Source organism: Nocardioides sp. zg-1228, assembly GCF_017086465.1.
In the GTDB taxonomy this organism is placed as follows: Bacteria; Actinomycetota; Actinomycetes; order Propionibacteriales; family Nocardioidaceae; genus Nocardioides.
In genome coordinates this window covers 518,672-537,501 of the sequence record NZ_CP070961.1, presented here as the reverse complement: position 1 = coordinate 537,501, position 18,830 = coordinate 518,672, and the positions used below count along the sequence as shown (strand labels likewise).

Here is an 18,830-nt window from a genome sequence, read left to right as displayed (position 1 = left end):
CATGAGGCTGCGCCACCCCGACGGCACCGTCGTCCACCTCGGCTACGGCACCAACGTGCTGCCCGCCGAGGACGTCGAGGGCCTCATCGCGCAGGTCGGCACCTACGGCGACCGGCTGCGCCGCCACCTCGGCACCGACCGGGTCGGCCTGGGCATGTGGCTGCCGGCCGCCGCCGCGCGACGCCTGGCCTCCGATCTCGACGCCGTCTCCCGGCTCCGCGACGCGATCGATGCGCACGGCGTCGAGATCGTCACCCTCAACGCCTTCCCCTACGCCGCCTTCCAGGACGAGGTGGTCAAGAAGCGCGTCTACCACCCGACCTGGGCGGAGCGGGCCCGGCTCGACTACACCCTCGACGTGGCGCGCGTCCTCGCCGCGCTGCTGCCCGAGGACGCCGCCCGGGGCAGCATCTCGACGCTGCCGCTGGCCTGGCGCGCCCCGTGGCTCACCGACCGGCAGGCCCAGGCCGAGCTGCACCTCAAGGCGCTCGCGGAAGGGCTGGCCGAGGTGGAGGCCGACACCGGGCGCACGGTGCGGGTCGCGTTCGAGCCCGAGCCCGGCTGCGTGATCGAGACGACCGCCGAGGCGGTCGACCGGCTCGACGCCGCCGACCGCGAGCGGATCGGCGTCTGCCTCGACCTGTGCCACCTCGCCGTCGGCTTCGAGGACGCGACCGACGCGCTTGCCCGGCTCGACGCCGCGGGCCTCGACGTGGTCAAGGTGCAGCCGGCGGCCGCCCTGGTCGTCGACGACCCGGCCGACCCGCGTGCCCGCGACGCGCTGACGTCGTACTCCGAGGACCGCTTCCTCCACCAGGTGCGCCAGCGCACCGGCCAGCGCCTCGCCGCGCGCGACGACCTGCCCGACGCACTCGGCGGGCGGCGCCCGCTCGACGACGGGTCGCCGTGGCGGGTGCACTTCCACGTGCCGGTCCACGCCGACCCCGCCCCGCCGCTGCGCAACAGCCGCGACGAGCTGCGCGCGTCCCTGGCCGCCCTCCTCGGCGGCGACACCGCCCGCACCGACCACCTCGAGGTCGAGACCTACACCTGGTCCGTCCTGCCCGACGGCGCCCCCGCCGACGACGACGCGCTCGCGGCGGGCCTCGCCGCGGAGCTCGCGTGGGTGCGCGACGAGCTGGTCGGGCTCGGCCTGACGTCCCTCGACTGACACCCGCCCCCGCACCGACCCAGGACAGGACACCGCCGTGGCCCACCCCCAGCTGCTCGTCGTCGACCTCGTCGGCCTCACCCCCGACCTGCTCCAGCACATGCCGCGCCTGCGGCGGATCGCCGACGAGGGCTCGCGGGCGACGCTGGAGCCGATCCTGCCCGCCGTGACCTGCTCGGTGCAGTCGACGTTCCTCACCGGACTCCCGCCGTCGGGGCACGGCGCGGTCGGCAACGGGTGGTACTTCCGCGAGCTCGGCGAGGTGTTCCTGTGGCGCCAGCACAACAAGCTCGTCGAGGGCGAGAAGGTGTGGGAGACGATCCGCCGCGAGCGCCCCGACTACACCGTCGCCAACGTGTGCTGGTGGTACGCCATGGGCGCCACGACCGACTGGACGGTCACCCCGCGGCCGATCTACTACGCCGACGGCAAGAAGGCGCCCGACTGCTACACCCGCCCGCCCGAGCTGCACGACGAGCTCGTCGGCGAGCTCGGCGAGTTCCCGCTCTTCACCTACTGGGGCCCGACCGCCTCGATCGCCTCGAGCGAGTGGATCATCGCCGCCACCCGTCGGCTGATGCCGCGCAGCGACCTCACCCTCTGCTACGTCCCGCACCTCGACTACGACCTCCAGCGCTTCGGCCCCGACTCGCCCGAGGCGGCCCGGGCCGCGCGGGAGGTCGACGCGGCGCTGGCCCCGCTGCTCGACGACGCCGAGCGGGCCGGCGTCACCACGCTGGTGCTCTCCGAGTACGGCATCACGCGGGCCGACCGGCCGGTCGACGTCAACCGGATGCTGCGCCGCGCCGGGCTGCTCGAGGTCTACACCCAGGACGGCATGGAGTACCTCGACCCGTGGGCCTCGCGGGCCTTCGCGGTCGCCGACCACCAGGTCGCCCACGTCTACGTCGACGACCCGGCCGACCTGGAGTCGGTGCGCGCGAGGTGCGCCGAGCTGCCCGGCGTCGACCAGGTGCTCGACCGCGCCGCGCAGGCGGCGTACGGCCTCGACCACGAGCGCTCCGGCGACCTGGTGCTCGTGGCCGACGAGACGGCGTGGTTCACCTACTACTACTGGCTCGACGACGCCCGGGCCCCCGACTTCGCCCGGGGCGTGGAGATCCACCGCAAGCCCGGCTACGACCCGGCCGAGCTGTTCTTCGACCCCGACGACCGCGCGGTGAAGCTCAAGGCGGGGCTCACCCTCGCCAGGAAGATGGCGGGGCTGCGCTACGCCATGAAGGTCGTCCCGCTCGACCCGTCGCCGGTGCGCGGCACCCACGGCCGGCTGCCCGCGGACCCCGCCGGCGGCCCGATGCTCGTGTGCAGCACCCCGGGCGCCGTGACCGGGTCGGTGGCGGCCACCGACGTGCGCGACCTGCTGCTCGAGCTGTCCGGCACCTCTTGACGTCAAGAAACCCGGACCCCGGTGTCAAGGCCACCATGCGCCCGGATGAGAATCTGGCCATGCGCCTGGACCACGTCAGCTTCGCCGCCGGACCTGATGGACTCGCCAGCACCGCCCAGCGCATCGGGGGGCTGCTCGGCACGGACTTCATCGACGGTGGCATCCACCCCCGTTTCGGCACCCGCAACATGATCCTGCCGCTGGACGGCGACATCTACATGGAGATCGTCGAGGTCCTCGACCATCCCGCCAGCGACAAGGCTCCCTTCGGCCAGGCCGTCCGTGCCCGCTCCGCCCTCGGCGGCGGCTGGATGGGCTGGGTCGTCTCCGTGGCCGACATCGCGCCGTTCGAGACCCGCCTGGGCCGCGAGGCCGTCAAGGGCAACCGTCGCCGCCCCGACGGCACGGAGCTGCTCTGGCAGCAGATCGGCGTCAACAGCCTGATCTCCGACCCCCAGCTGCCCTTCTTCATCCAGTGGCAGTCCGCCCCCGAGCTGCACCCCAGCAACGGCGCGACCGGCGACTTCGCCCTCGACTGCCTGGAGATCGCCGGCGACCCGCAGCGGGTCAGCGAGTGGCTCGGCGAGACCGTCGACGCGCCGCTGGAGGACGTCAAGGTCGAGTGGGTCGCCCCCAACGGCACCCCCGGCATCGTCGCCGTCCAGCTCCAGACGCCGCAGGGCCTGGTGCGCATTTGAGGGTTCGGCCCTCCCCCAACATCTGGAACACCCCCGAGGTCTACGAGCTCGAGAACCGCGCCGCCGACCCGCACGACCGGATCGCGACGGCGATGCGCGAGATCGGCGACTGGGCCGGGCGCACGGTGCTCGACGTGGGCTGCGGCACCGGCTTCCACCTCCCCCTGTGGGCCGGCACGGCCGCGCGCGTCGTGGGCGTCGAGCCGCACCCGCCGCTCCTGGCCCTCGCCCGCCGGCGTACGCGCTCCCTCGGCACCGTCACCGTGCTCGAGGGTGGCGCCCAGGCACTGCCCCTCCCCGACGCCTCCGTCGACGTGGTGCACGCCCGGTGGGCCTACTTCTTCGGCCCCGGGTCGGAGCCGGGCCTGCGCGAGCTCGACCGGGTCGTGCGCCGCGGCGGCACCGCGTTCGTGATCGACAACGACCCCACCCGCTCGACGTTCGGCGGCTGGTTCCGGCGCGGCTTCCCCGAGGTCGACCCCACGGCGGTCGAGCGGTTCTGGTCGATGCACGGCTGGCGGCGCCGCCCGATCGACATGGGCTGGTCGTTCGCCTCGCGGGAGGACCTCGAGGCGGTCGTGCGCATCGAGCTGCCGCCCGAGGCGGCCGAGGAGGCCCTCGCCTCCCACACCGGCACCGAGGTCGACTACGCCGTCAACCTCTGGTGGCGCCACTACTAGGGGCACCCCCGCGGCCGGCCGGGTCAGCTCGACTCGCGGATGGCCAGCGTCGGCTCGAGGAGGACACCGCGCGTCTCGACCGGCTGGTGGGTCAGCAGGGCGCGCAGCGTGCGGATGATCTCGACCGCGACGTCCTCCAGCGGCTGCCGCACCGAGGTGAGCCCCACCGGGTAGACCTGCGCCACCTGCGAGTCGTCGAAGCCGACCACGGCGATGTCGCGCCCGGGGGCGAGCTGGCGGATCCAGAGCGTGTGGAGCACGCCCATCGCGAGGGTGTCGGAGGCGCAGACGAACGCGGTGGGCCGCGACTCGTCGAGCAGGACGGCGGCCGCCTCGGCTCCGCTGTGCACGACGTCCTCGACCCGCGAGGCGAGGCCGGTGGTGGGCAGGCCGTTGGCGTGCATCGTGCGGACCCAGCCCGAGCGGCGGTCCTCCCCGATCGGGGAGTCCTTGCGCCAGCCGATCCAGGCGATGCGGGTGTGACCGCGGTCGATGAGGTGCTGGGTGGCGAGTGCGATGCCGGCGGCACCGTCGACGTCGACCCACACGTGGCGGGCCCCGTCGTCGTCCCAGGGCCGGCCGAACGCGACGAAGGGAGCCCGCTGCCGGCTCAGCCAGGCGGCCTGCGGGTTGCCGAGGTAGGTGTCGGTGACCACGAAGGCGTCGACGGCGGTGGAGCGCAGGAGGTTGTCGTAGCCGCCGATCGGGTCGTCGTCGTCGCCGGGGAAGAGCAGGACGTGGTAGCCGACCTCCTCGCTGGCCTCGACGAGGGAGTGCACGAAGCGGTCCATCGCCGCGTTGGCGGTGCCCTCCTGGGCCGGGCCGAAGCGCAGGCCGATCAGCGACGACGTACGCGTGCGGAGGTTGCGCGCGGCGCGGTTGGGCGAGTAGCCGAGCTCGGCGATGGTCTGGCGCACCCGCTCGAGGGTGTCGGGACGCAGCAGGTCGGGGTTGTTGACCGCGTTGGAGACCGTCTGGCGCGACACTCCTGCCCGCTCGGCGACGTCGGCGAGGGTCGGCGGCGTGACCGGCAGCGTGCCCCCGGTCCGGTGTTCGATGCCTCGCCCCATGCCGCCCCTCGCGATCGCCCTAGATCGATCCAATTGCAGGTGAGCATAAGCCCCGCCCGGACGGCCCACCGGGGCACCTCTCGCGCGGCGTGCCCCCGGTGTCGGTGGGCTCGCCTAGCGTGGGCCGCATGTCGACCAAGACCGCACGGGTGCGCTCCTCCTACCGCTGCTCCGAGTGCGGCTGGGAGACGGCCAAGTGGGTCGGCCGGTGCGGCGAGTGCCAGGCGTGGGGATCGGTCGCGGAGGCCGGGGCGCCCACGATGCGCGCCAGCGCCGGGCCGGTGTCGACGCCGGCGGTGCCGATCGGCCAGGTGCCGGTCACCGAGTCCGTCGCCCGCGCGAGCGGCGTCCCCGAGCTCGACCGCGTGCTCGGCGGCGGTCTCGTGCCGGGTGCGGCGATCCTGCTCGCCGGTGAGCCCGGCGTCGGCAAGAGCACGCTCCTGCTCGAGGTCGCAGCGCAGACCGCCCGCACCCGCCAGCGCACCCTCTACGTCACGGGCGAGGAGTCGGCCGCGCAGGTGCGCCTGCGCGCCGACCGCACCGGCGGCGTGCACGACGAGCTGTTCCTCGCGGCCGAGACCGACCTCGGGGCGGTGCTGACCCACATCGAGGAGGTCCGCCCCACGCTGATCGTCGTCGACTCCGTCCAGACCATCGGCGCCTCGGGCATCGACGGCGTGCCCGGCGGGGTGACCCAGGTCAAGGAGGTCGCGGCCGCGCTGATCCGGGTGGCCAAGACCCGCAACATCACCACGGTGCTCGTCGGCCACGTCACCAAGGACGGCTCGATCGCCGGGCCCCGGGTGCTCGAGCACCTCGTCGACGTGGTGCTCCACTTCGAGGGCGAGCGCAACTCCCGCTTCCGCATGCTCCGCGCCATGAAGAACCGCTACGGCCCCGTCGACGAGGTGGGCTGCTTCGACCTGTCCTCCGAGGGCATCTCGGCCGTCACCGACCCGACCGGCCTGTTCGTCGAGCACCACACCCAGGACGTCTCCGGCACCTGCGTGGCGGTGACGATGGAGGGTCGCCGCCCGCTCCTCGCGGAGGTGCAGGCGCTGCTCACCCCGTCCCCGCTGGAGCGCCCGCGGCGCACCGTGTCGGGTGTGGAGTCCTCGCGGGTCGACATGGTGCTCGCCGTCCTCCAGCGCCACGCAGGGCTGCGCATCGCCGGCAGCGACACGTTCGTGGCCACCGTCGGCGGGGCCAGGCTCCACGACCCCGCCGCCGACCTCGCCCTGGCCGTCGCCGTGGCCAGCTCGCACCTCGGCGTGCCGCCGCCCCGCGGCGCCGTCGCGATCGGCGAGATCGGCCTCGCCGGCGAGCTGCGCCGGGTACGCGACCTGCCGCAGCGCGTCGCCGAGGCCGCGCGCCTGGGCTTCCGGGTCGCGGTCGTGCCGCGCGGGCGGGCGCTGCCCAGCGAGCGGGGCATCCCCTCGCGCCGGACGGTCGACGGCCTGCAGGTGGTCGAGGTCGACGACGTGGTCGGGGCGCTGCTCACCCTCGACCTCACGCCGCCGCTCTGAGGCCAGCCCGCCCGGCAACGATCGGTGGTTCGCCGCCGCCCACCCCTAGACTTCACCCCACGGCGCACGGGGGCGTCCGAGAGAGAGCACGGAGGCACCGGTGGCAGAGCGCATGGACGAGCAGCTGAGGCTGCGCGCGACCCTGGCATCGATCGCACCGGGCACCCCGTTGCGCGACGGGCTCGAGCGGATCCTCCGCGGCCGCACCGGCGCCCTGATCGTGCTCGGCCAGGACAAGACGGTCGACTCCATCTCCACCGGCGGCTTCACCCTCGACGTGCCCTTCACCGCCACCGGCCTGCGCGAGCTCGCCAAGATGGACGGCGCGATCATCCTCGACAAGGACATCACCAAGGTCCACCGGGCCGCGGTCCACCTGATGCCCGACCACACCATCCCGTCCGAGGAGACCGGCACCCGCCACCGCACCGCCGAGCGCGTCGCCAAGCAGACCGGCCACCCGGTCATCTCGGTGTCGCAGTCGATGCAGATCATCGCCGCCTACGTCGGCGACATCCGCCACGTGCTGGAGGACTCCGGCAAGATCCTCTCCCGCGCCAACCAGGCGCTCGCCACGCTCGAGCGCTACAAGCTGCGCCTCGACGAGGTCTCCGCGACGCTGTCGGCGCTCGAGATCGAGGACCTGGTGACGGTGCGCGACGTGGCCGTGGTCGCCCAGCGCCTCGAGATGGTCATCCGGATCGCGAGCGAGATCGAGGACTACGTGCTCGAGCTCGGCACCGACGGCCGCCTGCTCTCGCTGCAGCTCGAGGAGCTGGTGACCGGCGTCGACGCCGAGCGCGAGCTGGTCGTGCGCGACTACCTCCCCGGCGGCCGGCGCCGCCCCGCCAGCCCCACCTCCCACGTCGCCGAGCTCGCCGCCCTGTCCCCCACCGAGCTGGTCGACCCGGCGGCCGTGGCGCGCGCGATCGGCCTCAGCGGCGCCGAGCACCTCGACGCCGCCGTCGCCCCCCGCGGCTACCGCCTCCTCGCCAAGGTGCCGCGCCTCCCCTCGGCCGTGGTCGACCGCCTCGTCGACCACTTCGGCGGTCTCCAGCAGCTGCTCTCCGCCGGCATCGAGGACCTCCAGGCGGTCGAGGGCGTAGGCGAGCTGCGCGCCCGCAGCGTGCGCGAGGGCCTCTCCCGCCTCGCCGAGTCGAGCATCACCGAGCGCTACATCTGACCCCGCCCACCCGGCGTACCGGGGCCGAGTCGGCGCGTCCTGACGCGGGGAGGGGGCCGAGTCGGCGCGTCCTGGCGCGCGGAGGAGGTCGAGTCGGCGCGTCCTGGCGCGCGGAGGAGGTCGAGTCGGCGCGTCCTGGCGCGTACCGCGTGCCGAGTCGGCGCGTCCTGACGCGTACCGCGTGCCGAGCCGGCGCGTCCTGACGAGTCGAGCGGAGCGCTACCTCTGAGTCGCGCCGGCCCGGCGTACTCCCCGCGCCCGACTTGTAGGCCCAGTCCGACACCTGGAGGCCTTTGCAACCCCCTCCAAGTGTCGGAGTCCCCGCTCGAGCGGGGACTCCGACAAGCGAGGGACGCGAGACGAGTGACGAGAGCCGGACGGCCGCCCCAAAAACGGTCAGCCGGCGGAGTTGCCCGCGCCGTCCTCGCCGGGGGTGTGGGAGGTGTCGCCGTTCTTCTTGCCCTTGCCGCCCTGCTTCTCCGGCTCGGCGGTCTTGGTGATCACGCCGGGCTGGGGGGCGGTGAGCTCGAACTGGACGTCGGTGGCGTCACCGCCGAGCGCCGCGGCCTGCACGTGGTAGAAGCCGGGGACGGCCCAGTCGGTGAACTTGGTGCACCCCTCGTCGGAGCGCCGCGCCGACCACGTGACCACCACCGGGGCGTCGACGGCCTGGCGGACCACCACGTCCTGCGGAGGGATCGACACGGGGCACTCGCGGCTGCTCCAGATGTAGTCGCTGCCCGAGGTGATGGTGACCACCACCGTCTCCGGCGAGGCCTGCCACGTGCAGGCCTCGGCCACGACGGTGCGCAGGTTGAGGGTGATCGGGATGTCCGAGCCGCCGGCGGCCGAGGTGATGGCCGGGGTGGCGACGATGTCGGACTCGGTGCACGGACCGGTGGGCTCGGCCAGGACCGGCTCCGTGGGCGCGACCTCCTCGGTCGTCGTGGCGCCGTCCGTGCCCTTGCCGCCCTTCTTGCCCTTCTTGCCCTTGCGTCCCTTCGTGCCGGGGCCGACCGCCACGGTCGGGCCGGCGGTCGGGGCGGGCGTGGTCGACGCGGTCGCGCTGGCCCGGGTCGCCTGCCCCGCGGCGTCGTCCTGGGCGTCGGAGGAGCCGCCGAGCACGCGCGCGAGCACGACGACGAGCACCAAGGGGATGCCGAGCACGACGAGACGTCGGGTCCAGTAGACCCGGGCCGGGAGCGGCCCACGCGGTCGTACGGTCGGCGGCATGCCCACAGGCTAGGGAGTCGCGGCCCCGTGGCGGTGGAGGCGCACCGGCTCACCTACGATCGCGACGATGACAGTTCCCGGCAGCGCGCTGCACGACGCCGTGCTCGACTGGTACGACGACCACGCGCGCGAGCTGCCGTGGCGCGGGGCGGCCGCCACGCCCTGGTCGGTGATGGTCAGCGAGTTCATGCTGCAGCAGACGCCGGTGGCGCGCGTCCTGCCCGTGCACGCGGCGTGGCTGGAGCGGTGGCCGACCCCGGCCGCGCTCGCCGCCGAGCCCACCGGCGAGGCGGTGCGGATGTGGGGCCGGCTGGGCTACCCGCGCCGCGCCCTGCGCCTGCACGCCGCCGCGACTGCCATCGTCGAGCGCCACGACGGCGAGGTGCCGGCCGGCTACGACGACCTGCTCGCCCTGCCCGGCGTGGGCGACTACACCGCCGCGGCGATCGCCAGCTTCGCCTTCGGTCGGCGCCACGTCGTGCTCGACACCAACGTGCGCCGAGTGCTGGCTCGCGCCGTCGACGGCACCGAGCTGCCGGCGCCCGCGCCCACCCGCCGCGAGCGGGACATGGCCACGGCCCTGCTCCACGAAGACGAGGCGACGGCCGCCACGTGGGCGGTGGCGACGATGGAGCTCGGCGCGCTCGTGTGCACTGCGCGCCAGCCCTCGTGCGACGTCTGCCCCATCGCGGCCGAGTGCCGGTGGCGCGCGGCCGGCTTCCCGGCGTACGACGGGCCGCCGCGGCGCGGGCAGGCCTGGGCGGGCACCGACCGGCAGTGCCGCGGCCGGATCCTGGCCCTGGCCCGCGAGGCCGACTCCGTGGGAGTCGCGCAGGTCGAGGCGGCCTGGCCGGACGCCGAGCAGCGCGAGCGCTGCCTGGCCGGTCTGGTCGCCGACGGCCTCCTGACGCAGATCACCCCGGGGCGTTGGGCGCTCCCGGGGTGATCAGGTGAGGCTGCTCGCAGCCCCGTGGGTCAGGCCTCGTTGGCCTTCGGCACGTCGGTGGGACCCTCCGTGTCGTCGGGCCCGACGACCGGCGAGCCCTCGGCGTCGACCGTCTCCAGCGGGGGCATGTCGGGCACGGTGGAGTTCTTCTGGCCGCGGAAGGTGAACGTCGCCTGCGGGCCCTCGCCCTCGACGTCGACCAGCACGATCTGGCCCGGGCCGACCTCGCCGAAGAGCATCTTCTCGGCGAGGACGTCCTCGATCTCGCGCTGCACCGTGCGCCGCAGCGGGCGGGCACCGAGCACCGGGTCGAAGCCGCGCTCGGCCAGCAGCGCCTTCGCGGGGTCGGTGAGCTCGAGGGACATGTCGCGGTCCTTCATGCGCAGCTCCACGGCGGCGATCATGTTGTCGACCATCGCCACGATCTGCTCCTGCGACAGCGGCGGGAAGACGACGATCTCGTCGACGCGGTTGAGGAACTCGGGGCGGAAGTGCTGCTTGAGCTCCTCCGACACCTTGCTCTTCATCCGCTCGTAGGAGCCGGCAGCGTCGGCGCCGACGGCACCGAAGCCGAGGTTGACGCTCTTGGCGATGTCGCGCGAGCCGAGGTTGGTCGTCATGATGATGACGGTGTTCTTGAAGTCGACGACGCGACCCTGCGAGTCCGTCAGGCGACCCTCCTCGAGGATCTGCAACAGGCTGTTGAAGATGTCGGGGTGGGCCTTCTCGACCTCGTCGAACAGCACCACGGAGAACGGCTTGCGGCGCACCTTCTCGGTGAGCTGGCCGCCCTCCTCGTAGCCGACGTAGCCGGGAGGCGAGCCGAACAGTCGCGACACCGTGTGCTTCTCGGAGAACTCGCTCATGTCGAGCTGGATGAGCGCGTCCTCGTCGCCGAAGAGGAACTCCGCCAGCGTCTTCGACAGCCACGTCTTGCCGACGCCCGAGGGGCCGGCGAAGATGAACGAGCCACCGGGGCGCTTGGGGTCCTTGAGCCCGGCGCGCGTACGACGGATCGCGCGGGAGAGTGCCCTGACGGCCTCCTCCTGCCCGATGACGCGCTTGTGGAGCTCGTCCTCCATCTTGAGCAGGCGGGTGGACTCCTCCTCGGAGAGCTTGACGATCGGGATGCCCGTGGCCACGGCCAGGACCTCGGCGATCAGCTCCTCGTCGACCTCGGCGATCTCGTCAAGGTCGCCGGCACGCCACTGCTTCTCGCGCTCGGCACGGCGGGCGGAGAGCTGCTTCTCCTCGTCGCGCAGGCGGGCCGCGGCCTCGAAGTCCTGCCCGTCGATGGCGGCCTCCTTGCGCTGGCGCACGTCGCCGATCTTCTCGTCGTACTCGCGCAGGTCCGGCGGCGCGGTCATCCGGCGGATGCGCAGGCGCGAGCCGGCCTCGTCGATGAGGTCGATCGCCTTGTCCGGCAGGAACCGGTCGGAGATGTAGCGATCGGCCAGCGTCGCGGCGGAGACCAGCGCCTCGTCGGTGATGGTCACGCGGTGGTGCGCCTCGTAGCGGTCGCGCAGGCCCTTGAGCATCTCGATGGTGTGCGCGATCGAGGGCTCCTGCACCTGGATCGGCTGGAAGCGGCGCTCGAGCGCGGCGTCCTTCTCGAGGTACTTGCGGTACTCGTCGAGCGTCGTGGCACCGATGGTCTGCAGCTCGCCGCGGGCCAGCATCGGCTTGAGGATGCTGGCGGCGTCGATCGCGCCCTCGGCCGCGCCGGCGCCGACGAGGGTGTGGATCTCGTCGATGAACAGCACGATGTCGCCGCGGGTGCGGATCTCCTTGAGCACCTTCTTGAGGCGCTCCTCGAAGTCACCGCGGTAACGCGAGCCGGCGACCAGGGCGCCGAGGTCGAGCGTGTAGATCTGCTTGTCCTTGAGCGTCTCGGGCACGTTGCCCTTGACGATGTCCTGGGCGAGGCCGGCCACGATGGTGGTCTTGCCGACGCCCGGCTCGCCGATGAGGACGGGGTTGTTCTTCGTGCGGCGCGACAGGATCTGCATGACGCGCTCGATCTCCTGCTCGCGCCCGATGACGGGGTCGAGCTTGCCCTCGCGCGCGGCCTGGGTGAGGTTCTGGCCGAACTGGTCGAGCACCAGCGAGCTCGACGGGGCCTCGCCGCCCGATCCGGACGTCTGGGCGCCGGCCGCGGCCGACTCCTTGCCCTGGAAGCCGCTGAGCAGCTGGATGACCTGCTGGCGCACCCGGTTGAGGTCGGCGCCGAGCTTCTGCAGCACCTGGGCGGCGACGCCCTCGCCCTCGCGGATCAGGCCGAGCAGGATGTGCTCGGTGCCGATGTAGGAGTGGCCGAGCTGGAGCGCCTCGCGCAGCGAGAGCTCGAGCACCTTCTTGGCGCGCGGGGTGAACGGGATGTGGCCGGACGGGGCCTGCTGGCCCTGGCCGATGATCTCCTCGACCTGGGCGCGCACGGCCTCCAGGGAGATGTCGAGGGACTCGAGCGCCTTGGCAGCGACACCCTCGCCCTCGTGGATGAGGCCGAGCAGGATGTGCTCGGTCCCGATGTAGTTGTGGGAGAGCATGCGGGCCTCTTCCTGGGCCAGCACGACAACTCGCCGGGCTCGGTCGGTGAACCGCTCGAACATGTGCGCTCCTCTACGTCTGCGGGTCCGCGGGTCCGGCACGGGGCCGGGGTGCGGACACTGGGCTCAACGCCCGACATCAGCCTACGTGTTCCCACCCCAGCGACGAGCCCGTCCGCTCACAGCGAACGGGCCGCGAGCGTCGCCGCCCGCCGCGCGGGGTGGTCCGCCTCAGTGGGCGGCGTCGTAGGCCTGCTGCACGTCGGCGGAGATCCGGCCGCGCTCGGAGACCTCCATGCCCTGCGCCTTGGCCCACTCGCGCACGTCCTTGGTGTTCGAGGACGACGACGAGGCGGACCCGCCCGACGAGCGGCGGGTGCGTCGGCCGCCGCCGGCCACCTTGCGGGCGTGGCCCACGTAGCCGCTCAGGGCCTCACGGAGCGCGGCGGCGTTGGCGTCGTTGAGGTCGATCTCGTAGGTGGTGCCGTCGAGGCCGAAGGAGACGGTCTCGGTGGCCTCGGTGCCGTCGAGGTCGTCGACGAGCACGATGTTTACCTTTTGCGCCATGGCCGATTCCTCTTCCTTTACCTGAATTACGGACAAAGAACAGTCTGGCAGCACAACGCGAGCGGGCGCAAAAGGAGCAGGCAATTCCTGACGTCGCAATTCAGGAATTGCGTTCGAACACCAATCGCAATCCCTGGAGGGTGAGCCACGGGGAATGCACGGTGAAACAGCCGCAGTCCTCGACGAGCAGCGCGGCCAGGTGCCCGGTGGAGATCACGGTGACGTCCTCGGATGCGACCCCGAGCTCGGCGACCATCCGCGCCACCAGGCCCTCCACCTGCGCCGCGACCCCGAAGACCATCCCGCTCTGCAGCGCCTCGACGGTGTTCTTGGCGATGACCGACCGCGGCCTGGCGAGCTCGACCTTGCGCAGCTGCGCGCCGCGGCGGCCCAGCGCCTCGAGCGAGATCTCGATGCCCGGCGAGATCGCGCCGCCGACGTACTGGCCCTTGGCGTTGACCACGTCGAACGTCGTCGCGGTGCCGAAGTCGACCACGATCGCCGGGCCGCCGTAGAGCGTCGCGGCGGCCAGCGAGTTGACGATCCGGTCGGTACCGACCTCGCGGGGGTTGTCCATCAGGACCGGGATGCCGGTGCGCACGCCGGGCTCGACGACGATGGCACGGACGTCGCCGAAGTGGCGCTCGAGCATCTCGCGCCACTCGTGCAGCACGGCGGGCACGGTGGCGCACACGGCCACGCCGTCGACGTCGTGGATCCGCTCGGCGACCAGCCCGCGCAGCAGCACCGACCACTCGTCGGCGGTGCGGCGCTCGTCGGTGTTGACCCGCCAGTGCGCGGTGACCTCCTCGCCGTCGAGGAGGCCGACGCACGTGTGGCTGTTGCCGATGTCGACGGCGAGCAGCGTCATGGCAGCACCTCCGCGGGAGTCGGGGCCGGCAGGAGGTCCATGCCGATGTCGAGGACGACGACCGAGTGGGTGAGCGCCCCCACCGAGACGAAGTCGACGCCGGTCGCGCCGATGCGGGCGGCCCGCTCGAGCGTGATGCCGCCGCTCGCCTCCAGCGGCACCCGCCCCGCCGTGCGGCGCACGGCCTCGGCCATCAGGTCGTCGCCCATGTTGTCGAGCAGGACCCGCTCGGGCGGCTCGGGCAGCGCGAGCAGCTCCTCGAGCTGGTCGAGCGTGGTGACCTCGACCTCCACGGGCAGGCCGGGGTGGCGGCCGCGGATGGCCTCGAGCGCGGGCAGCACGCCCCCGGCCGCGACGACGTGGTTGTCCTTGACCATCGCCATGTCCTGCAGGCTCGAGCGGTGGTTGACCCCGCCACCGCAGCGCACGGCGTACTTCTGCAGCGTGCGCAGGCCGGGCAGCGTCTTGCGGGTGTCGAGCACCCGGGTCGGGGACCCCTCGAGCGCGTCGACCCAGCGGGCCGTCGCCGTGGCGATGCCCGAGAGGTGGCAGGCGAGGTTGAGCGCCGTGCGCTCGGCGACGAGCATCCGCTGCGTCAGGCCCTGGACGCGCATCACGACGTCGCCCTTCGCCACCCGCGCGCCGTCGGGGAGCCGCCCGGTGATCGTGGCGTCGGCGCCCACGGCGGCGAACGCGACGGCGGCGACGCCGAGCCCGGCGACGACCCCCGGCTCACGCGCCGCGAACACCGCCTCGCCACGCGCGTCGAGCGGGATCGTCGAGGAGCTGGTCGGGTCGTCGGCCCGCGGGTCGGGCAGGTCCTCGGCGAGAGCCCGGGCCACGACGTCCCAGACGTGCTTCGGGTCGAGCCCGGCGGCGCGCAGGTCGTCGAGCACCTCGGCGGGCACGTCGTCGAGGCGGGTCATGCCGGCACCTCCGCGGGGTGGGGAACGGTCGGGGGGACGGTGGAGGGATCGGTGGAGGGTGCCGCCGTCCACTCGACCGCGACGCGACCGTCGGGGTCGAGCCACGCGTCGACGTGGCCGGCGCGGGTGTCGTCGCGGTCGGGGTGGTCCTCGCGCCAGTGCGAGCCGCGGGTCTCGGCGCGCACCGCAGCGGCCTCGGCGAGCGCGGTGCTGACGGTGAGCAGGTTGGTGGTCTCCCAGGCGGGCGGGCCGACCTCGGCCTCGCCGTCGTCCAGCGAGCCGAGCAGGGTCAGCGCCTCGGCCAGGCCGGCGGCGTGGCGCAGCACCCCGACGCGGCTCGTCATCGTCTCCTGCAGGGCTCGGCGGCGCTCGCCCGGGACCAGGCCGGCCGGCCGCTCGTCGGGCGCCGGATCGGCCCCCTCGCGCAGCTCGCCGGGCAGCACGTCGGCGATGCGGCGGGAGAACACCAGGCCCTCGAGCAGGGAGTTGGACGCCAGCCGGTTGGCGCCGTGCACGCCGGAGCAGGCGACCTCGCCGGTGGCGTAGAGCCCGGGGACGGACGTACGCCCCCACAGGTCGGTCGCGACGCCGCCGGAGGCGTAGTGCTGGGCGGGCGCCACGGGGATCAGCTCGGTGACCGGGTCGACCCCGTGGTCGCGGCACACACCGAGGATGGTCGGGAAGCGGCTCTGCCAGAACGCGGCGCCGAGGTGGCGGGCGTCGAGCCACACGTGCGGGCGGCCGGTCTCGATCATCCGGCGGGTGATCGCCTTGGCGACCACGTCGCGGGGCGCGAGGTCGGCCAGCTCGTGCTGGCCCGCCATGAAGCGCACGCCGTCGACGTCGACCAGGAACGCCCCCTCGCCGCGCACCGCCTCGGAGACCAGCGGCTGCTGGCCCTGGGAGTCGGGGCCGAGCCACATGACGGTGGGGTGGAACTGGACGAACTCCAGGTCGCGCAGCCGGGCACCCGCGCGCATCGCGAGCGCCATCCCGTCGCCGGTGGCCACGCTGGGGTTGGTGGACTGGCTGAAGACCTGGCCCAGGCCGCCGGAGGCGAGCACGACGGCACGGCAGAGGACGGCCCCCACGCCGTCGTGCTGGCCCTCGCCGAGGACGTGCAGGGTCAGGCCGGCGACGCCGCCGTCGGCGGCGCGCAGCAGGTCGACCGCGAGCGCGTGCGGGACGACCTCGATCGCCGGGGCGCGCTCGACGGCGGCGATCAGGGCGCGCTGGATCTCCGCGCCCGTGGCGTCGCCGCCGGCGTGGGCGATCCGGTCGCGGTGGTGGCCGCCCTCGCGGGTCAGCGAGAGCTCGCCGCCGGGATGGTGGTCGAAGCGGGTGCCGAGCGCGATCAGCTCGTGGACGGCCGCGGGGCCCTCGGTGACCAGGACGCGCACGGCGTCGGCGTCGCACGCGCCGGCCCCGGCGACGAGGGTGTCGCGCTCGTGCTGGTCGGGAGTGTCCCCCGGGCCGAGCGCGGCGGCGATCCCGCCCTGGGCCCACTGGGTCGACCCGGCCGCGAGGACGTCCTTGGTCACCACGAGCAGGCGCAGCGCCGGGTCGGCGGCGTGGATGCGGAGAGCGGCGGTGAGCCCCGCGATGCCGGAGCCGACCACGACGACGTCGGCGCGGGTCGTCCAGCCCGGCGCCGGGGCGCGGAGGCGGCCCGGGACCGGCCGGCGGGAGGTCATCGGCGCAGGCTATCGGCTGGTCAGGCGACGATCGTGTCGCCGCGGCCCAGCGACGGGTCGCCGAACGTCTCGGCCGGGTCGTGGCCGGTGGCCACGATCGCGTTGTCGGCGTCGACGAAGACCACATGGGGCACGAGCCCCTTCGCCTCGGCCGTGTCCATCTGCCCGTAGCCGATGAGGATCACGGTGTCGCCGGGGTGCACCAGCCGGGCCGCGGCCCCGTTGATGCCGACGACTCCCGAGCCGCGCTCGCCGGCGATCGTGTAGGTCTCCAGGCGGGCGCCGTTGGTGACGTCGACGATGTGGACGAGCTCGCCCGGCAGCAGGTCGGCGGCGTCGAGCAGGTCCTCGTCGACGGTCACCGAGCCGACGTAGTGGAGGTCGGCCTGGGTGACCGTGGCGCGGTGGATCTTGGACTTCATCATCGTGCGCAGCACGTGGCGCTCCTTCAGGTGGTGGTCGAGGCCGCGGACGCGGTCCCCGCCGCAGGGCCGCCGTCGGCGACCCGGTCGAACGTGATGGCCATGTTGTCGATCAGCCGGGTGGTGCCGATGCGGGCGGCGACCAGGATCCGGCCCTCGCCCATCTCCGGCGGCTCACCGAGGTCGGGCGAGGTCAGGGCGAGGTAGTCGAGCTCGAGCCCGGGCTCGGCCTTCAGGACCGACATCGCGGCCCAGCGCGCGGCAGGCACGCCGTACGGTGCGCGGGCCCGGGCGGCGAGGAGCGCCCGGCTGAGGGCGGTGGCGGCCTGCCGCTCGCGGGCGTCGAGGTAGCGGTTGCGGCTGGAGAGGGCCAGGCCGTCGGGCTCGCGCACCGTCTCGGCCCCGACCACGTCGATGCCCATTGCCAGGTCGCGCACCATCCGGCGCACGAGCACGAGCTGCTGGTAGTCCTTCTGGCCGAACACCGCGACGTCGGGGCGGACCAGGCCGAAGAGCTTGGCCACGACCGTCAGCACGCCGTCGAAGTGGCCGGGGCGGGAGGCGCCGTCGAGGATCGTGGCCAGCGTCCCGGGCGCGACGGTGACGCCGTCGTGGACCGAGTCGTGGCTGAAGCCGCCCGGATACATCTCCTCCACGCCGGGCGCGAAGACGACGTCGACGCCCTCCGCGGCGCAGACCTCGAGGTCGGCATCGAGCGTGCGGGGGTAGCGGTCGAGGTCCTCGGTCGGGGAGAACTGCATCGGGTTGACGAAGATGCTGACCACGACGGGACCGTCCGTGGCGGCCCGCGCCGTACGCATCAGGCTGGCGTGGCCGTCGTGCAGGGCGCCCATGGTGGGGACGAAGGCCACCCGTCGGCCTTCTCGACGGGCACGCGCGAGCAGGCCGGCCAGCTCCTCGCGCGTCGACGCGAGTGAGGGGATCGTGGTCATCGAGGCTGGTGGTGGGGGGCTTCGGCGCCCGGGACGGCTGCGTCGTCGAGGACGCGCAGCATCTTCGCCGCACGGATGGGCAGCAGCCGGCCGTCGGTGACCGCACGGTCGAGGGTGGCGTGGGCCATGGCGAGGTAGGACGTGAGCGTCTGAGGGGCGGTGGCGCGGAGGTCGGCGAGGTGCGCGCGGACGGTCTCCACGTCGCCGCGCACGATCGGCCCGGTCAGGGCGGCGTCGCCGTCCTCGAGGGCGTTGTCGAGCGCGGCGGTGAGCAGCGGCCGCAGGGTCGCGGCCGGGTCGTCGGCCCCGGCGGCGGAGAGGATCTCCATCGCCTCCGCCACCAGCGTGACGAGGTGGTTGGCCCCGTGCGCGAGGCCCGCGTGGTAGAGCGTGCGGCGCTCCTCGGGCACCCACATCGCGCGTCCGCCGAGGTCGGCGACGATCGACTCGGTGAGGGCGCGGTCGTCCGCGCCGGCGGTGACGCCGAAGACGCAGCCCGCCAGCCGGGGCAGGTCGACCTCGGTGCCGGTGAAGGTCATGGCGGGGTGGAGGGCGATGGTGCGGGCACCGACCAGCCTGGCGGGCTCGAGCACGGCGAGGCCGTGGCGGCCGCTGGTGTGCGCCACGACCTGTCCCTCGCGGACGGCGCCGCTCGCCACGAGCATGGTCACCACGTTGGACAGCATGTCGTCGGGCACGGTGAGCAGCAGCAGGTCGCTGGCTCGGGCGACGTCGGTCGGCTTGGCGACGGCGACCCCCGGCAGCAGGTCGTGGATGCGACGGCGGGAGGCGTCGGACTCGCCCGCGGCGGCGACGACCTCGTGGCCGGCGGAGCGGAGGGCGGCGGCCAGGACGGCGCCGACGCGTCCCGCGCCGATCACCCCGACCCGGTGCACCGGGCGGAGGACAGGGTCGTGCGTCATGGGGCGACCTCTT

General features: G+C 73.7%; 17 protein-coding genes. 7 read left to right on the top strand and 10 right to left on the bottom strand.

What is annotated here, in order from left to right; genetic code table 11:
* Position 1: 1 nt before the first annotated feature.
* From eboE to JX575_RS02525, 4 genes are read left to right on the top strand one after another with little or no spacing between them, the layout of a single operon-like run.
* Entirely contained in the window at positions 2–1,171 is a 1,170-nt protein-coding gene (eboE, locus tag JX575_RS02540; protein ID WP_186340117.1) for a metabolite traffic protein EboE, read from the top strand.
* Positions 1,172–1,208: 37 nt separating this feature from the next.
* Positions 1,209–2,579, top strand: coding sequence for a nucleotide pyrophosphatase/phosphodiesterase family protein (locus JX575_RS02535; protein WP_186340116.1), 1,371 nt, complete (start codon positions 1,209–1,211; stop codon positions 2,577–2,579).
* A gap of 59 nt (positions 2,580–2,638) precedes the next feature.
* Positions 2,639–3,277: a VOC family protein gene (locus tag JX575_RS02530; protein WP_186340115.1), complete on the top strand. Its 639-nt coding sequence runs from the start codon at positions 2,639–2,641 to the stop codon at positions 3,275–3,277.
* The gene (locus JX575_RS02525; protein ID WP_241005306.1) at positions 3,274–3,957 is read left to right on the top strand and encodes a class I SAM-dependent methyltransferase; all 684 of its coding nucleotides are present in this window, start codon (positions 3,274–3,276) and stop codon (positions 3,955–3,957) included. The genes JX575_RS02530 and JX575_RS02525 overlap by 4 nt, the downstream gene beginning before the upstream one ends.
* Positions 3,958–3,980: 23 nt before the next feature.
* Here JX575_RS02525 and JX575_RS02520 read toward each other — a convergent pair whose 3' ends face one another.
* Complete coding sequence (locus JX575_RS02520; RefSeq protein ID WP_186340114.1) at positions 3,981–5,027, bottom strand: LacI family DNA-binding transcriptional regulator; 1,047 nt, start codon at positions 5,025–5,027, stop codon at positions 3,981–3,983.
* Positions 5,028–5,155: 128 nt separating this feature from the next.
* Here JX575_RS02520 and radA point away from each other — a divergent pair, with 128 nt between their 5' ends.
* Both radA and disA read left to right on the top strand, forming a co-directional pair.
* A complete protein-coding gene (radA, locus tag JX575_RS02515) occupies positions 5,156–6,553 on the top strand; it encodes a DNA repair protein RadA (protein WP_186340113.1) in 1,398 nt (465 codons plus the stop codon).
* A gap of 112 nt (positions 6,554–6,665) precedes the next feature.
* Complete coding sequence (disA, locus tag JX575_RS02510) at positions 6,666–7,736, top strand: DNA integrity scanning diadenylate cyclase DisA (RefSeq protein WP_186340415.1); 1,071 nt, start codon at positions 6,666–6,668, stop codon at positions 7,734–7,736.
* 396 nt (positions 7,737–8,132) lie between these two features.
* On the opposite strand, the gene JX575_RS02505 is transcribed toward disA, so the two are convergent.
* The gene (locus JX575_RS02505; protein ID WP_186340112.1) at positions 8,133–8,969 is read right to left on the bottom strand and encodes a hypothetical protein; all 837 of its coding nucleotides are present in this window, start codon (positions 8,967–8,969) and stop codon (positions 8,133–8,135) included.
* A gap of 67 nt (positions 8,970–9,036) precedes the next feature.
* Here JX575_RS02505 and JX575_RS02500 point away from each other — a divergent pair, with 67 nt between their 5' ends.
* Positions 9,037–9,915, top strand: coding sequence for an A/G-specific adenine glycosylase (locus tag JX575_RS02500; protein WP_186340111.1), 879 nt, complete (start codon positions 9,037–9,039; stop codon positions 9,913–9,915).
* Between the two features lie 29 nt (positions 9,916–9,944).
* Here JX575_RS02500 and JX575_RS02495 read toward each other — a convergent pair whose 3' ends face one another.
* The 8 genes from JX575_RS02495 to JX575_RS02460 all read right to left on the bottom strand — a co-directional run bounded on the left by JX575_RS02495 (position 9,945) and on the right by JX575_RS02460 (position 18,817).
* Positions 9,945–12,524 (bottom strand): ATP-dependent Clp protease ATP-binding subunit, encoded by a 2,580-nt coding sequence (locus JX575_RS02495; protein ID WP_186340110.1) that lies wholly within the window; start codon positions 12,522–12,524, stop codon positions 9,945–9,947.
* Positions 12,525–12,692: 168 nt separating this feature from the next.
* Positions 12,693–13,028, bottom strand: a complete 336-nt coding sequence (locus JX575_RS02490) for an Lsr2 family protein (RefSeq protein WP_186340109.1) — start codon at positions 13,026–13,028, stop codon at positions 12,693–12,695.
* A 100-nt stretch (positions 13,029–13,128) separates the two neighbouring features.
* Positions 13,129–13,899: a type III pantothenate kinase gene (locus JX575_RS02485; RefSeq protein WP_186340108.1), complete on the bottom strand. Its 771-nt coding sequence runs from the start codon at positions 13,897–13,899 to the stop codon at positions 13,129–13,131.
* On the bottom strand, positions 13,896–14,825 hold the full coding sequence (gene nadC, locus JX575_RS02480; protein WP_186340107.1) for a carboxylating nicotinate-nucleotide diphosphorylase: 930 nt from the start codon (positions 14,823–14,825) through the stop codon (positions 13,896–13,898). Before nadC ends, JX575_RS02485 begins: the two co-directional genes overlap by 4 nt.
* Positions 14,822–16,519 (bottom strand): L-aspartate oxidase, encoded by a 1,698-nt coding sequence (locus JX575_RS02475; protein WP_186340106.1) that lies wholly within the window; start codon positions 16,517–16,519, stop codon positions 14,822–14,824. Before JX575_RS02475 ends, nadC begins: the two co-directional genes overlap by 4 nt.
* Before the next feature lie 20 nt (positions 16,520–16,539).
* Positions 16,540–16,956, bottom strand: a complete 417-nt coding sequence (gene panD / locus JX575_RS02470) for an aspartate 1-decarboxylase (RefSeq protein WP_186340105.1) — start codon at positions 16,954–16,956, stop codon at positions 16,540–16,542.
* Between the two features lie 11 nt (positions 16,957–16,967).
* Positions 16,968–17,894 carry a pantoate--beta-alanine ligase gene (gene panC / locus JX575_RS02465; protein WP_186340104.1) on the bottom strand — a complete coding sequence of 309 codons (927 nt, stop codon included), beginning with the start codon at positions 17,892–17,894 and terminating at the stop codon, positions 16,968–16,970.
* On the bottom strand, positions 17,891–18,817 hold the full coding sequence (locus JX575_RS02460; protein WP_186340103.1) for a DUF2520 domain-containing protein: 927 nt from the start codon (positions 18,815–18,817) through the stop codon (positions 17,891–17,893). The genes panC and JX575_RS02460 overlap by 4 nt, the downstream gene beginning before the upstream one ends.
* Between the last annotated feature and the right edge of the window lie 13 nt (positions 18,818–18,830).